Source organism: Chryseobacterium sp. CFS2 (assembly GCF_036543225.1).
GTDB lineage: Bacteria > Bacteroidota > Bacteroidia > Flavobacteriales > Weeksellaceae > Chryseobacterium > Chryseobacterium culicis_A.
Genome location: NZ_JAZHQU010000002.1, coordinates 705,060 through 719,144 on the forward strand (window position 1 = coordinate 705,060; position 14,085 = coordinate 719,144).

The 14,085-nt window shown below is 35.1% G+C and carries 15 protein-coding genes; 5 read left to right on the top strand and 10 right to left on the bottom strand.

Annotated features, from left to right (window positions below; all coding sequences use genetic code 11):
* Nucleotides 1-21 precede the first annotated feature (21 nt).
* The 4 genes from ODR02_RS06675 to mraZ form a co-directional block, all read right to left on the bottom strand.
* Complete coding sequence (locus ODR02_RS06675; protein WP_209786595.1) at nucleotides 22-2,013, bottom strand: penicillin-binding transpeptidase domain-containing protein; 1,992 nt, start codon at nucleotides 2,011-2,013, stop codon at nucleotides 22-24.
* Nucleotides 1,997-2,362 carry an FtsL-like putative cell division protein gene (locus tag ODR02_RS06680; RefSeq protein WP_034693891.1) on the bottom strand — a complete coding sequence of 122 codons (366 nt, stop codon included), beginning with the start codon at nucleotides 2,360-2,362 and terminating at the stop codon, nucleotides 1,997-1,999. Before ODR02_RS06680 ends, ODR02_RS06675 begins: the two co-directional genes overlap by 17 nt.
* A gap of 99 nt (nucleotides 2,363-2,461) precedes the next feature.
* A complete protein-coding gene (gene rsmH, locus ODR02_RS06685) occupies nucleotides 2,462-3,355 on the bottom strand; it encodes a 16S rRNA (cytosine(1402)-N(4))-methyltransferase RsmH (protein WP_309511909.1) in 894 nt (297 codons plus the stop codon).
* Between the two features lie 48 nt (nucleotides 3,356-3,403).
* Entirely contained in the window at nucleotides 3,404-3,862 is a 459-nt protein-coding gene (gene mraZ, locus ODR02_RS06690; RefSeq protein WP_209786597.1) for a division/cell wall cluster transcriptional repressor MraZ, read from the bottom strand.
* 272 nt (nucleotides 3,863-4,134) lie between these two features.
* Between mraZ and ODR02_RS06695 the strand changes: the two genes are divergently transcribed.
* From ODR02_RS06695 to ODR02_RS06705, 3 genes are all read left to right on the top strand, one after another.
* Nucleotides 4,135-4,896 (top strand): alpha/beta fold hydrolase, encoded by a 762-nt coding sequence (locus tag ODR02_RS06695; protein WP_209786598.1) that lies wholly within the window; start codon nucleotides 4,135-4,137, stop codon nucleotides 4,894-4,896.
* 62 nt (nucleotides 4,897-4,958) lie between these two features.
* Nucleotides 4,959-5,582: a ribosome biogenesis GTP-binding protein YihA/YsxC gene (gene yihA / locus ODR02_RS06700; RefSeq protein ID WP_105683392.1), complete on the top strand. Its 624-nt coding sequence runs from the start codon at nucleotides 4,959-4,961 to the stop codon at nucleotides 5,580-5,582.
* Entirely contained in the window at nucleotides 5,575-6,024 is a 450-nt protein-coding gene (locus ODR02_RS06705) for a GNAT family N-acetyltransferase (RefSeq protein ID WP_105682839.1), read from the top strand. Before yihA ends, ODR02_RS06705 begins: the two co-directional genes overlap by 8 nt.
* A gap of 234 nt (nucleotides 6,025-6,258) precedes the next feature.
* On the opposite strand, the gene ODR02_RS23570 is transcribed toward ODR02_RS06705, so the two are convergent.
* From ODR02_RS23570 to ODR02_RS06725, 5 genes are all read right to left on the bottom strand, one after another.
* Nucleotides 6,259-6,534, bottom strand: coding sequence for a DUF6232 family protein (locus ODR02_RS23570; RefSeq protein WP_408915155.1), 276 nt, complete (start codon nucleotides 6,532-6,534; stop codon nucleotides 6,259-6,261).
* Nucleotides 6,535-6,705: 171 nt separating this feature from the next.
* A complete protein-coding gene (locus tag ODR02_RS06710; RefSeq protein WP_309511910.1) occupies nucleotides 6,706-6,870 on the bottom strand; it encodes a YegP family protein in 165 nt (54 codons plus the stop codon).
* A 127-nt stretch (nucleotides 6,871-6,997) separates the two neighbouring features.
* Nucleotides 6,998-7,663, bottom strand: coding sequence for a response regulator (locus ODR02_RS06715; protein WP_309511911.1), 666 nt, complete (start codon nucleotides 7,661-7,663; stop codon nucleotides 6,998-7,000).
* Nucleotides 7,664-7,675: 12 nt separating this feature from the next.
* Complete coding sequence (locus tag ODR02_RS06720) at nucleotides 7,676-9,361, bottom strand: tetratricopeptide repeat-containing sensor histidine kinase (protein ID WP_309511912.1); 1,686 nt, start codon at nucleotides 9,359-9,361, stop codon at nucleotides 7,676-7,678.
* A gap of 64 nt (nucleotides 9,362-9,425) precedes the next feature.
* The gene (locus tag ODR02_RS06725) at nucleotides 9,426-9,590 is read right to left on the bottom strand and encodes a hypothetical protein (RefSeq protein WP_309511913.1); all 165 of its coding nucleotides are present in this window, start codon (nucleotides 9,588-9,590) and stop codon (nucleotides 9,426-9,428) included.
* 364 nt (nucleotides 9,591-9,954) lie between these two features.
* Between ODR02_RS06725 and ODR02_RS06730 the strand changes: the two genes are divergently transcribed.
* Both ODR02_RS06730 and ODR02_RS06735 read left to right on the top strand, forming a co-directional pair.
* Nucleotides 9,955-10,794, top strand: coding sequence for a hypothetical protein (locus tag ODR02_RS06730; RefSeq protein WP_309511914.1), 840 nt, complete (start codon nucleotides 9,955-9,957; stop codon nucleotides 10,792-10,794).
* Nucleotides 10,795-10,868: 74 nt separating this feature from the next.
* Nucleotides 10,869-12,659, top strand: coding sequence for a metallophosphoesterase family protein (locus ODR02_RS06735; RefSeq protein WP_309511915.1), 1,791 nt, complete (start codon nucleotides 10,869-10,871; stop codon nucleotides 12,657-12,659).
* Between the two features lie 149 nt (nucleotides 12,660-12,808).
* Here the strand turns inward: ODR02_RS06735 and ODR02_RS06740 are convergent, their stop codons facing one another.
* Nucleotides 12,809-13,885, bottom strand: a complete 1,077-nt coding sequence (locus ODR02_RS06740; RefSeq protein WP_309511916.1) for a phosphatidylinositol-specific phospholipase C1-like protein — start codon at nucleotides 13,883-13,885, stop codon at nucleotides 12,809-12,811.
* Nucleotides 13,886-14,085 lie beyond the last annotated feature (200 nt).

Below are 14,085 nucleotides of genomic sequence, written 5' to 3' on the forward strand. Positions count from 1 at the left end.
ATTTTTGTTTTAAATCCTTATTTAATTTTGCAGAGACAAATAAATTCTCTGGTTCTTACTGATCGTTGTGCCTTCCAGAGGGAATTGTTCTTTAATTCTTCCTACTCCTTTATAATCGACACGGTAGCCTAAATTTTCCAATTGTGGGATAACGTTTTTACCAATTAATCCTACTACATTGGGCATTTGCTTATCATTTACTGCTACTTTGACATTAGGTTCAACCATTTTGTTTAGGTTTACCTTTTTGTCTACAAGCATTTCTTTTTCAATATTTTGAGGTGTTTTCAGGAATGTTTTTCCTGCAATTTCCTTAAACACCGGTGCTGAAACGGAACCTCCATAAAAACCTTTTGCGGTGTTGGGCTCACTAATCATTACATAGCATGTATATTTTGGAGCGTCTGCTGGATAGAATCCTGCAAATGAGGCACGGTACTTCATCGGGCCAGGCAGCCAGTATTCAAATCTTGCGGTACCTGTTTTTCCTGCCATTTTCAGGTTAGGGGTAAAAATGCTTCGTCCGGTTCCTTTTTCCACGGCTTTGGTTAAAGCACTGGTCATCATTTTAATTGCTTTTTCAGATGCCATTTTGTTTACCATGATTTCAGGCTTGGCATTGTACATTACCTTTCCGTCTTTCATGATTTTATCAATGAATAAAGGCTTAAGCATTTTTCCTCCGTTAGCCACTCCGTTGTAGAAGGTGGTCAGCTGCAGCAGGTTGATGTTAGAAGAATATCCGTAAGAAATAGAAGCCAGTGTAGCGGCATTCCATCTTTTATTTTGTGGAGTTACAATTTTCGGTTTTGTGATTCCCGGAAGTTCTATATCCATCTTGTCGAATAATTTCCAACGTTTCAGGTGGTCAAGGAAGATCTGTGGTTTTTCTGCATAATACTTTGTGATCAGTTTTGATGTTCCTACGTTACTGGATTTTGCCAATACATCACTGATATCGTAAGTTCCACCTCCATGGCCATCAGAGATTCTCTGTTTTGCATAGACCCAAACTCCGTTTCCGACGTTTACTGTCGTATTTTCATCGATGAATCCATCGTCCATTGCCGCCAGAAGGGAAATGGTTTTAAAAGTAGATCCAGGCTCGATATTATCTTTCAGAGCATAGTTGTAAGAGTCTTCGTATTCTCCTTCTTCTGTTCTTCTTAAATTAACAAGAGCACGTACTTTTCCGGTTTCAACTTCCATGACAATTACGGTACCATGTTTGGCTTCGAAATTAATCAGTTGCTTCTCGAGAGCAGAGTGTGCAATGTCTTGAATTCTAAGGTCTAAGGTGGTATATACATCTTCTCCGTCTACGGGTTCCTGCACTTTCCAGAAGTCAATAGGTTTCCATTGGGAAGAATTGATTCTCTGTTCTAATCTTTTACCATCAGTTCCGGTTAAATATTTTGAGAAAGCACCTTCCAGTCCGGATTTAAGCTCACCGTTATCCATACCGATGGTTCCTGCCCCGATTTCTGAGGTGGCCAATTCTCTTTTATAGTTTCGGTCAACAATAAATCCTCCTTTATTTTTCCCTTTTTTGAAGATTGGGAATTTTCTGATTCTGTCGTATTGATCGAAATCCAGTCCTTTTACCAAAGTGTAGTACTGGTTTTTCTTTTTCTTCTGCTCGTCAAACTTCTGTCTGAATTCTCCTCTGGATTTTCCAAACATCTTGCTTAGAGAATCTGTCAGTGCACCAATGTTGTTGGAGTACACCGTATCTTTCATGGTTTTGAAATCAAGATAGATGTCATACCGCATTACTGTGGTTGCGAGAATAGAACCGTCAGATGCAAAAAGATTACCTCGGGCAGCCTTTAAAGTGGCTTCACGATAGTTTTTATTAATGTAATCATCTTTAATTTCCTGGACATTGGTATTCTGAAGGATAACAATCCTTGCCAAGAACATTACAAACACGCACAAAGCTACCACTGCAAAGAGGTAGCCCCATCGTAACGTTTTCTTACGTTTATTGTCGTATTCATTTTGCTTTTGCATCTGTACTATCCAGTTTTATTAGCAATTTGTGAGGGTGGTTTTCCAGGGTCATTAATGAATCCCGGGCAACCTCTTTCCCCAGCTCTGATTCCATTTTCACTTTGATCAGCTTACTCTGGGCGTAAGCATTTCTCGATTTGTATTCCTCTGTTTCTTCCTTTAAGGCGTTTACAATTTTTATTTTTTTATTGACGAGATGGTTGGTATAAATCATGGCCATCATTAGAACAAACAATAGGAGAAAATACCTGTAATGTATTTTGATCTCATCACGATTCAGAAAGTTTCCTTTTATAATGTCTATAAAAGTGAGTCTTTTCTGGGGGCGATTTGTTGTTCTTTTTGCCAATTTATTATGTCAATTTGCTTCGCAGTGAATTTACTTCATGTCAATGGTCAATTTTATTTTGTTAAATGATTCACTATTGACGATTCACTCATTCACATTTTATACTTTAATTCCTGTTCTCATCTTGGCACTTCTTGCTCTTGAGTTTTCTTCAATTTCCTTGTCATCAGGAATGATTGCTTTACTCTTTATCAATTCGAATGCCTTTTTATAATTTCCGTAGATATCTCTTGCCGGTTCTCCTTCGAACATTCCGTTTTTCAGGAATCTCTTTACCAAACGGTCTTCCAGAGAGTGGTAAGAAATAACGACCAATCTTCCTTCTGGTTTTAAGACATTGAATGCCTGAACCAGCATTTCTTTTAATACCTCAAGTTCCTGGTTGACCTCAATTCTTATCGCCTGAAAAAGTTGAGCATAGAACTTATTAACCTTGTGAGGCGGGATATAGCTGAACATTTTTTTCAGATCTTCCGTAGTTTCTATACTTTTTGTTTTTCTGTGGTGAACAATTTCTCTTGCCAGCTTTCTCGCTTCTCTTAATTCTCCGTAATGATAGAAAAGGTCTGCAAGTTCTTCCTCTCCATATTCATTGATCACTCTCTTAGCGTCCAGATTCTGCATTACATTCATCCTCATATCCAAAGGAGCATTGCTTCTTGTGGAGAATCCTCTGTCTGCTTCGTCAAACTGATGAGATGACACACCTAAGTCTGCCAAAACACCATCCACCTGCGAAATTCCATACATCAGCAATGAGTTTTCCAGAAATCTGAAATTCTGATTAACCAATGTAAAACGTGGATCATCAATTGTATTTTTAAGTGCATCCAGGTCCTGATCAAAACTGAACAATCTCCCTTTATCGGAAAGTCTGCTCAAGATTTCTCTTGAATGGCCTCCGCCTCCAAAGGTGCAGTCCACATATATTCCGTCAGGATTCGTTACCAAATCATCAACACTCTGCTTCAACAAAACGGGGTTATGATACATGCTTAATTGTGTTTTTTATTTACTATATAATCAATTAATAACCTACAGTTATTCTTCATCGAAAGAGCCCATCACATCTTCGGCAAGGCTTGCAAAATCAGCTTCATTAGTAGCAATTACCTTTTCATAGGCTTCTTTGTCCCAAATCTCGAAGAGTTCTCCTGCACTGGTGATCACAATCTCTTTCTGGAGATTTGCGAAAACCGTCAGGTCTTTAGAGATCTGTAGTCTTCCTGCATTGTCCAATTCTACTGTTTTTACTCCTGCCGTAAACATTCGTATGAAATCAGCATTCTTTTTTATGAATCTGTTCAGTTTATTAATTTTGCCCATCAGTTTGTCCCATGCATTCATAGGATAAACTTCCAGACAAGGTTGGAACACAGATCTTTTGACTACAAACGCCTTATCATCGAAGTCTTCCATCTGTTTGATTAAAGATGAAGGAACTTTTAAGCGGCCTTTGTCGTCAATTTTACACTCATATGTCCCAATGAAATTTTTCATTTGGGACAAATTTATATAATAATTTCCAAAATTTCCCACTTTTTCCCACTTTTTGACTCAATGTTAATAAGTTTTATTAAAGATTGAATTTCAATAATGTAAAATACTGATATGAAGGGACTTGTTGAAAGTGCTATTTATGCCATAATAAAGCCGTTTTGAAAAAAAAAGTTAAAAAGGAGAATATTATATTATTTTTATCTTAAATTAGGATAATCAAAATTTTTTTGAGGTTTAATTTGTATTTTTGCAGGGCTTTATTAAGGCGTTTTATGATATTTAGTACAAAAAAAGAAAAGAAATATTCCTATGTAGAAGCGGGAGAAGGACATCCATTAGTGCTGTTGCACGGGTTAATGGGTGGTTTGAGTAATTTCGATAAAATGGTAGATTTTTTTTCGGATAGAGGCTTCAAAGTATATGTTCCTCAGTTGCCGATCTATGATCTGCCGGTACTCAATACGAATCTTACCACTATCGCAAAATATATTATCAAGTTTATAGAGAGCCATATTTCCGGTCCTGTTACTATTGTAGGAAACTCAATGGGAGGACATGTAGGGCTTATTCTGACTTTGGCAAGACCTGATCTGGTAAAAAATCTGGTTCTTACAGGAAGCTCCGGACTATATGAAAGAACTTTCGGGGACAGTTTTCCGAGAAAGAACGACCGTTCTTACATCAGAAAGAAGACGGAAGAAGTTTTCTATGATCCTACGGTGGCAACAGAAGATCTTGTAGATGAAGTTTTTGCAGTAGTGAATGACAGAATGAAAGGAATCAAGACCGTAATGCTGGCAAGAAGTGCCATCAAACACAATATGCTGAACGATCTTCCGAAGATTGTGACACCTACCTGCCTGATATGGGGTAAACAGGATAATGTAACACCTCCGGAAGTGGCAGAAGATATGCACAAGTTTATTCCTAATTCTGATTTATTCTGGATTGATAAATGCGGGCATGCCGCGATGATGGAAAAACCAGAAGAGTTCAATGAAATCCTATACAACTGGGTAAAAGATAAAGTTTAAAACATATAAATAACCATTAAGAGCTTTTCTTAATGGTTTATTTTTCTAAAATACATTCAAAAATGATTATTAAAACAGCAGCTTTTGTAAAGAGTAGTGGAAAATGGCAGGAATGCCCTGAACCCAATATTCCTGAATATGCTTTTATCGGAAGGTCAAACGTGGGAAAATCATCACTCATCAATGCGATGATGAACCATAAAGATTTGGCTAAAACTTCGGGAACTCCGGGAAAAACTCAGCTGATCAATCATTTTTTGGTGAATGAGAACTGGTATCTTACGGATTTACCAGGATATGGGTATGCAAAGGTTTCAAAAGTTCAGCGAAAGGATTTTGAAAAACTGATCACGAACTATATTCTGAACAGAAGAAACCTTGTCAATCTTTTTGTATTGGTAGATATAAGACACACTCCACAGAAAATAGACCTGGAATTTATCCAATGGTGTGGGGAAAGTGGAATCCCGTTTTCCATTGTATTTACAAAGGCTGATAAGCTAAAGCCGAATGTTGCCGTTAAAAATGTTGAAGATTATAAAACTGAACTTCATAAGAGCTGGGAAGATCTTCCTGAACTGTATATTACCTCAGCAGAAAAGAAAGAAGGAGGAGACAACATTCTTAATTTTATACAAAAGACCAATGAATTTCTAACGAATAATAATATAAGTTTCGATGAGTAATATGGTCTGGAAAATCAAAACGTTTGATGAGTTCACTGTTCCGGAATTGTATTCGGTACTGAAGGCACGTATTGATGTTTTCGTTATTGAGCAGAACTGTCCTTATCCTGATTTGGATAATTATGATCAGAAAGCCGTTCACATCTGGGCAGAAGAAGACGGACAGGTACTGGCATACTGCCGTGTCTTTGACAAAGGAATAAAGTATGATGAAACTTCCTTCGGCAGGGTGCTGACTACAGAGCAGGCGAGAGGAAAAAGCCTGGGAAAACAGTTAATACAATATGCTGTAGAAACCATAGAAAATCGTTTTCATACTTCTGAAATCAAAATATCTGCACAGGATTATCTGTTAAGATTTTATAGTGGATTCGGATTTGTGGATACAGGGAAAAAATATCTGGAAGATGATATTCCCCATACGGAAATGATAAGAAAATAAAAGGTATCTCATTTGAGATACCTTTTTTCGAACTGTATAAAATTATATTGGGTGTTATTAGTTTTTTTTCATCATTTCTTTACTCCAAAAGTAAACCTATTATGAAAATTAGCCTTACGGAAAACCGTAATGGATTAAATAATTCCTTAATTTTTATAAAAAAGGACATAGTGTTACCAAGACTAAAAGTCCTATAAGAAATAGTTTTTTTTAAGGTATTTATTTAATTTTTGTTTATCCTCGATGAATAATTGCCTCATTTAATGCGTTTACAATTTTTTGAATATAATCTCTGTCTTTTGATACGATACTATTAACTTCTCCAGCATTTGTGCTTATTCGGACTGCATATTGATTTTTAATAGTGAAAAACCACCAGAAAGCTAGAATTAAAATTATTATTCCCATCCATAAAAACTCTTTTGAGAAAAGGAGAATAAAACCTATAACAATCAGTAGAAGGGCTTTGTTTTTACTTTTAATAATCTCAAAAATATAAACCGAAGAGATATTCCTTCATAGTATATGTTTTTGAATTTGTTATAAACCTTGACTGTGTAACTTTTATAGAACTGTCATGGTAGAATATCGTTTCATTTTGGGAGTGAGTTTCCATTATTTAATACTTTTAATTATTGTAAGGTTTAAACGAAAGTCTCAATTTTGAGACTTTCGAAAATGCTATCCTGTATATCCATTCAGTCTTGCATTAGCAATACAATCGGATTTATTCACATAGCCTTGGGTTGAAGCTCCAACAATTCTTCCATTAGAAGCTGTTCTTCTCCATCTCCATTTACTTTCGGGATCTTGATAAAATTCCCATTTGTCATTTTGTGAACTCATAAAAAATATTTATTGATTAGCATTCCAAAAGTACCATCCTTTAAAACTCAATCCTTACGGAAAGCCGTAAAACAAAAAAACCTTTCATTTTGAAAGGTTTACATATAAGGGAGATTATAGTAAAGGATTAAATAATTCCCAAATCTTTACAAAAAGCAACAAGCTGTTCATTGCTTGTTATCTGAAGATCTTCCTTCATGCTGTTCAGTTTTTTTTCTACACTGCTTAAGCTATTGGGTTTAATATCATTGTTTTGAAGATAAACAGGTATGTTTTTCTGTAAAACACCCTGAGACAAAAGAGAGACTAAGGTGATATCATAGGTAGAGAATTCATAATTGTTGAGTTTCTTTACCTCCTGTTTAAGATCAAGGGAAAGATAGTTTTCGTCTACATAGGTGGAAGCAATTGCTTTTTTCAGTTCTTTTGAATCATTACGGGCCTTACGAACAAAACCATTAATTCCATATTCATTAAAAAGACTGTCTATTACTCCGGATCTATGTTCCGCAGAAAAGACAATGATTTTCAAAGAAGGATGAAGTTTTTTAATGGTCTTAATGAGTTCTTTTCCATCTTTAAGATTTTGTATATTGTGGTCTTCTTCAAAAGAAAGATCTGTAATTAACAAATCGTAAAGGTCATTTTCACGAATGGATTTTTGAATTTTAGCTAATGCATCATCACAATAATAAACATAATCTGTGTGTGAAATACTAAGGTCTTCCAATGTTTTCTGTACAGAAATACTGCTGCTTTCGTGATCTTCCGCTATTAAAATTTTTTTGAACATTCTTTTTCTTTTTTAAGAAGCAGGAAATGAAATATAAATTTTCAATCCCTTTTCGGTTTCCGTGTCAAAAATAATTTCTCCATGGATAGCTTCAATACGGGAATCCGTATTTGTTAAACCATTTTTATAGATAATTCCTCCCGGAATACCAATTCCATTGTCTGTATACTGAATTTGTATCGTGTTATTTTTTCTTTCAAATTTAAAAGCAACGAGAGTGGCCTGACTGTGTTTTTTCATATTGACCAAAAGTTCCCGCATCACCTGATAAATTTCTTCCCGGGTAAATTCTTTCAGTGAATTCCATATATTTTCGTCGTTTCCGGCAAGATAAGTTTTTACATTTTCATTGTTAAACGAAGCGATAAGGGTAGATACTCTCTGACTGAACTCCGGTTTATTTTCAAGAGCTGTCTTCTCATAGGAAATATCTCTGGACTTTTCATAGACGAACTCCAGCTCATCAAGTACCTTTTCTTTATCAAAGTCCTCCTGGTTTTCAATCTTGGTCATGACCTGATAAATACCGTTGGCTACCACATCGTGTACTTTTTTGGAAAGATGAAGCTGATTCTCCTTTATTCTTAATTCATTTTCCTGCTGCAGTATTTTTTTTCTCCGTTTGTATAGTATCCATCCGCCAATCAGGCTTAAAGACAGTATTCCTAAAACAACATTCTGTTTCAGAATTCTGTTCTGCTTTTGAACTGTAATGATCTTGAGCTTTTGGTTTTCTGCATTCTTTTTTTCTACATCAAACTCTATCAAAGCAAATCTGTTTTTTGCTTTATCCCTTGATAATTGAATGCTGTCATTCAGGTGCTGATATTCTGCAAAATAGTTTTGTAAATGATTTCCGGTTTCATTTTTTACCAGAAATTCGATTGCCTCTAATCTGTCATTGGGATTTTTAATGGCTTTTGCTAAACGATATTTTTCATTATTATGATACAAAGCTTTCGTTTTATCCGTATGTGAATAATACTCAGACAGATGAGAATGACTGGATATGAGACCCGATTTATCGTTGATCTTTTGTCTTAAAGAACAAGCTGCCAGTAAACCATGTTCTGCTTTATAACTGTTGTTTTCAAGCCAGCTGATATAATTATAATTATCTAAAATTCTGGCATAATCAATCTCATGGCGCTGTAAGTTTTTATCTTTAAGCAGAGATTGGTAGATACGGATTCCCTGCGAATAATTTTTCAGTTTTCCGTAGGTGTCTGCAATATTGTTTTTAATAGTGACTTTCTGAGAATGATCTGAACTTACCTGTAGAGCTTTATGATACCAGTTGAGAGCTTCAGTATAATGCTTGAGATTTTTTTCAGATATCGCAAGGTTATTATAAATTGAGGTAAGGTAAGCAGAATCTCTGGGTAGTTGTAAAAAAGACAATGCATCAATGGCTCTTTCATTACTGCTGAGATAATCTCCAATATCATTCAGGATAATAGCCTTGGTGATTAAGCAAGATGCAATATTTGCTGAATCATTCTTCAGTTTATAGATGCTTTCGGCTTTTGAAAGAAGGGTAAATGCCTTTTCATTATCATTATTATACAGAGCAGCAGCATCATTATACATTTTGTCCGCTTCAGTTGAAGGGGCTTTTACCGGAGGATTCCTGTTTTCAGAAAAATTGCAGCTAATGAATAAAAGAAAAATTCCTAGAAATTTAAAACCGGTATCCATGATTGTAATTGATAGCAACTAAAGGTATTAAAAAAAGGACAATTTTCATCGTCCTTTTGTTTAATTATTTTTTTGGTGGCAAAATCTGTCCTGTTTCACCACTTGTATCTTCTGGTGCGGTAGAATAGCTCACCGTTGTGGATGGATAATTATGGTTATCAGTTGCTGAAGTATTGGCATTATTATCTGAAAATGCTAATCCTAATAGCATCATTATAATTTGGATCATTTCCTTTAAAATTTTCGAAGTTGAAACTGTATTTCTTCCTCTCACGAAGTATTTATCGTAAGCTGTACACTGTTAAAATTTCGAAGCGCTTCTTAATTTTTTAGGGAAGTGAACCTTTAAAAACGGAGACGAAACATCTGCTTCCCAATCCGGAGTTTGATCTCTGTTTTCTCTGGTTTTTTTGAAATCAGTTTTTTGTAATGTTTTTCTTGATTTCTAAAGCAAATTTGCGGCAAAACAGAATAGGTTTGTTAGACAAAACACAGACATCAATAGACAGTAAGTGAGCGTGGAGTTATTACGGAAATCCGTAATGTGGTGTGATTGAAATTCATCTACTTTGTAATGCCCGAAAACACTGCTTATGTCCAAGAAAAAACTGCTGATTAATGAAGTATTTGAGCAGGCAAGAAGAGAGTCAGAGAAAACCACAAAAAGTGGATTGGCCTCTTACCTGCATCTTTGTTTTATTGATAACCTGAAATGCTATGATATTTCAGAGAAAACATTCATACGATATTATGAAGACTTTGTAGAAGGCAATAGCAGCAGGAATATTGAGCCTGAGAGACTCAATAAAATGTGCCAGTACATCGGCTATAAAGATTTCACCGATTTTTCAAGAACTTTTATCAGGAATGATGAAAAAAAAAATCTGACCACGGTAAAAATCAGTGTGGATCAGGATGAGGAGATTATATCGGAAAGGCTGTCTAAGATCAACATTAATATCATCAACGAACAGCATTTTAAAATGCCGGAGTTTGTGAGACAAAATAGTTTTGGTCTCGTGGGGATATTTTTGCTCGGAGGATTTTTGATTGGTAATTATTATTGCTCCTCCGGAAACAGAAATGTTAATGAACCATTTAATTTTTTGACTCTGCCTGCGATTGAAAAGAATTGTATGTACTGGGATCAGAATGAATATAAACTGACAGACTGTAATGAAGACAATCCTGTATTGAATGTTGTTCCTAAAGATAATATTCAGATTAAATATTTTAAACGTATTACAAGGAAAGATACCCTTACAGTAGATAATGCCCTGGGAAAAGCATGGTATTCAAAGGTCAATGGAAAAGTTGAATTTTTTACAATGGATGGGATTGATCCGGAAAATAAAAGAGAATTAAAACGGGCTACTGAATATATCATTAGAAAATATTCCGGAAAAAAGCCCGATATGATACAGGCAGATTAGATTTCTTTCACAATTATTTAAAATACAATTAAAACAAATCCTTATCTATTCCTGTAATTTCGTCTTATTTTAAGATGAATAAAATACTATTTTCCGTTTTACTTTTTATATCTGCTCTTTTCTCAGCCCAGAAACCTGTACAGATTGCATTTCTTTCCGATGTGCATTTCCAGGATCTGTATGCAAGTTTTTCGGATCATGATTTTAAAGGAATTATAAATCCTAAAACAGGAAAATCCACCATTTTGAGAACCATGGATTCTCAACTGCATTCTACAAGAATTTTTAATGAAAATTATTTTGCCTTTCTCAAAGCGCTGGATGATATTGCTGCAAAAGGAATTAAGATTGTAGCAATGCCCGGTGATTTCTCAGATGACGGACAGGTTTATAACCTTCGTGGTCTTCATAGAATATTACAAAAATATCATGAAACGTATGGGATTAATTTTTATTTAACTACAGGAAATCATGATCCGGTGGGACCATTTCGGAATGATGGAGGGAAAAGTGATTTTCTTGGAGAGAAGGGAAAGCCGCTAGGAATTTACAGCAAAGAAAATATTGGGATCTCAGCAGATAAGGTGATTACAAATGATATTGCAGAATCCGGATATCTCGAAATTTTGAATGAGTTAAAAGATTTTGGCTTCTCCCCAAAAAAAGAAGATCTGTTTTGGAGTACTCCTTTTGATGATAATTCATTTAAAAATTACTCTTGCAAAAAAGGATTACAGTCTGCAGAGTATTACAAAAGAATGTATGAAGTGACTAAAGGTTTTTCTGTTCCGGATTTGAGTTATGTTGTTGAACCTGTTAAAGATGTGTGGTTGATTGCTATTGATGGTAATACTTATATCCCGAAAAATATCAATGAAAGTTTTGAAAATCCTGCTAACTATAAAGGAGCAAGTATTGGCTATAATAATGTTCTGACCAACAAACAACATTTAATTCAATGGGTTAAAAAACTGGCCGCCGAAGCAAAGAAAAATAATAAAACCCTCATCGCATTTACACATTATCCTATGATTGATTTCAATGATGGGGCAACCAACGAAATTAAAAACCTGTTGGGTGAAAAAAAGTGGCAGCTGGAGCGTGTTCCTCAGGAAGAAGTTGCTAGGGTATTTGCTGAAGCAGGACTGCAGATTCATTTTGCGGGGCATATGCATATTAATGATACGGGAATAAGGAAAACAGGAGACCATATTTTAGTGAATGTTCAGGTGCCCTCATTGGCGGCTTATCTGCCTGCGTATAAAATTCTGACCATACAATCGCCTGATAAGATGGACGTTCAAACCCAGGTTCTAAATGAGGTTCCGAATTTCGATGAGTTATTTCCTTTATATGAGAAAGAATATAATGCTTTACAACATGATACCACCCAAATACTTTGGAATAAAGACATTTTAAAAACAAAATCATATCACGATTTTATGCTTTTTCATTTAAAAGAACAGGTTCGTTTAAGAATGATTCCTGATGACTGGCCAAAAGATTTTATTGAGAAAACCAAGAACCTTAATGGTGAAGATCTTTTGTTGCTGATTCAAAATAAAGATCAGCTGAAAGAGAAAGCAATCAGGTCTGAAGACTTTAAAAAATGGTCTTTTGATGATCTGTTATTGGACGTGTATAAATTTCAATCGGCGGATGAACTGGCAAAAAATGATATTCCTGAGGAAAGGCTGAAGCAGTATGAGATATTGGAAAAACTATACAAAATGCATGACCCGAAAGGGGATTCATTGATTCAGCAATTAAAATCTGTTTTCAAAATTCTTTCATTACTTTCCCATGGAGATCCCACAGACCATTTCGAAATAGATTTGAAAAGAAAAGAAATAATAAAGCTGTAAATTATTATGCTTCATCAACACTCAACTTATGTTCAATAAAATAGTTGTGCTTATTAGTGAAAAGCATTAGTGTTATTTGTGTTTAAACAAAAAGAAAGACTGCCCATAAGACAGCCTCCTCAATTATAAATCTAATAGCAAAAACAGGACTATTTTCCTATTACAGGATTCTTTCTTTCATAGGTATTGTTTCCAAAACTTACCTTATAATTGGATTTGAATAGCTTGCTGGGATAATAATAGTCTGTTGTAATGATTTGGGCACCACTTTCTTTGGCTTTCTCAAACCTTGAATAGTCTTCATTTCGGGCTTCCATGGTATCAGCATCAGCTCGGGTGCGGATGATATACCCTTTTTTTACCAGATCTTTTATCATGGCATCATCCTTCTTGGGTTCATTCATAAACAAAACTGCAGCCTCAGGAGTTCCCGGAACAGAATTCGTAAAAATCATTCTTCCTTTCAATGAAGGATGATCTTTAGCATATAAGTCTCTGTTTTCTACATTATTATCCAGTACGAAAAGAAATTTCCCTTTTACCTCTTTTACTTTTGGCCAGTGTTTGTTTAGAACAGCTTCGTTCAATGTTGTATAAGAGCCTCGGATATCATCCGGTGTAATTATCTTGTCTTTTCCCAGATACTTTTTCAGTTCATGATCCAGATCGTCAAAGAGCTTCGAGGTGTAATGTTCCGGTTCGGTCCCAAATTGATTTGCTTTTCCATCTTTGGGCTCAAGCGTTATAAAAACAGGATCGTGATCAGGATGTTGATCAGACCATTTTTTCAAATCCTTTAAACAGTCTTCTAAGGTATAATACCACGTCTGATAATCAATATCTGTCACATGAATCATTTTGTAACCTGGTTTTTTCATTTTGCCTTCCGGATCAAATGGTTCATAGGTTTTTACCAGATTCAGAATTTTCGGATGGGCATATTTTCCTCCCTGGCTGTCTGCATATACATCAATTTCCAGATTTCTAAGTCCCAGATCCAGTTGCTGGGGAATAGGGATATGCTCATACTGAATCCTTGGTAAAACGTTCAGCGTATCTTTTTGAGATAAATAATGATACACTTCGGGAAGAATGGCTTTTTTATAAGAATTATGAGAGCCAATAACCTGAATTTCATTGATTTTTAACTCATCGAGATGCTGTGATTGTGCCCAAAATAAATTGAAAGAAGATAAACAGATGCCAAGGAAAACAGCCTTTTTCATTTCGATACATTTTGAATACGAAATTACTCACTCTTTGCAGGAGATGATTTATATATTATGTTAAGTAATTTTTAAAATTCTGTGAATGTTGGAAAAATATACGTGTATAAACAGCTGATATTTAGCTTATTTCTATTCTCTCAAATTGAGATATTTATATTTTGTTGACTTTAAGATAATATTATGTTAAAATAGATTTG

What these genes read in the sequence shown, in the direction of transcription:
- ODR02_RS06740 (WP_309511916.1), bottom strand. Translation starts at nt 13,885, where the DNA reads ATGAAAAAGGCTGTTTTCCTTGGCATCTGTTTATCTTCTTTCAATTTA.
- rsmH (WP_309511909.1), bottom strand. Translation starts at nt 3,355, where the DNA reads ATGTATCATAACCCCGTTTTGTTGAAGCAGAGTGTTGATGATTTGGTA.
- ODR02_RS06710 (WP_309511910.1), bottom strand. Translation starts at nt 6,870, where the DNA reads ATGAGTTCACAAAATGACAAATGGGAATTTTATCAAGATCCCGAAAGT.
- yihA (WP_105683392.1), top strand. Translation starts at nt 4,959, where the DNA reads ATGATTATTAAAACAGCAGCTTTTGTAAAGAGTAGTGGAAAATGGCAG.
- ODR02_RS06715 (WP_309511911.1), bottom strand. Translation starts at nt 7,663, where the DNA reads ATGTTCAAAAAAATTTTAATAGCGGAAGATCACGAAAGCAGCAGTATT.
- ODR02_RS06730 (WP_309511914.1), top strand. Translation starts at nt 9,955, where the DNA reads ATGTCCAAGAAAAAACTGCTGATTAATGAAGTATTTGAGCAGGCAAGA.
- ODR02_RS06705 (WP_105682839.1), top strand. Translation starts at nt 5,575, where the DNA reads ATGAGTAATATGGTCTGGAAAATCAAAACGTTTGATGAGTTCACTGTT.
- ODR02_RS06720 (WP_309511912.1), bottom strand. Translation starts at nt 9,361, where the DNA reads ATGGATACCGGTTTTAAATTTCTAGGAATTTTTCTTTTATTCATTAGC.
- mraZ (WP_209786597.1), bottom strand. Translation starts at nt 3,862, where the DNA reads ATGAAAAATTTCATTGGGACATATGAGTGTAAAATTGACGACAAAGGC.
- ODR02_RS06675 (WP_209786595.1), bottom strand. Translation starts at nt 2,013, where the DNA reads ATGCAAAAGCAAAATGAATACGACAATAAACGTAAGAAAACGTTACGA.
- ODR02_RS06735 (WP_309511915.1), top strand. Translation starts at nt 10,869, where the DNA reads ATGAATAAAATACTATTTTCCGTTTTACTTTTTATATCTGCTCTTTTC.
- ODR02_RS06725 (WP_309511913.1), bottom strand. Translation starts at nt 9,590, where the DNA reads ATGATCCAAATTATAATGATGCTATTAGGATTAGCATTTTCAGATAAT.
- ODR02_RS06695 (WP_209786598.1), top strand. Translation starts at nt 4,135, where the DNA reads ATGATATTTAGTACAAAAAAAGAAAAGAAATATTCCTATGTAGAAGCG.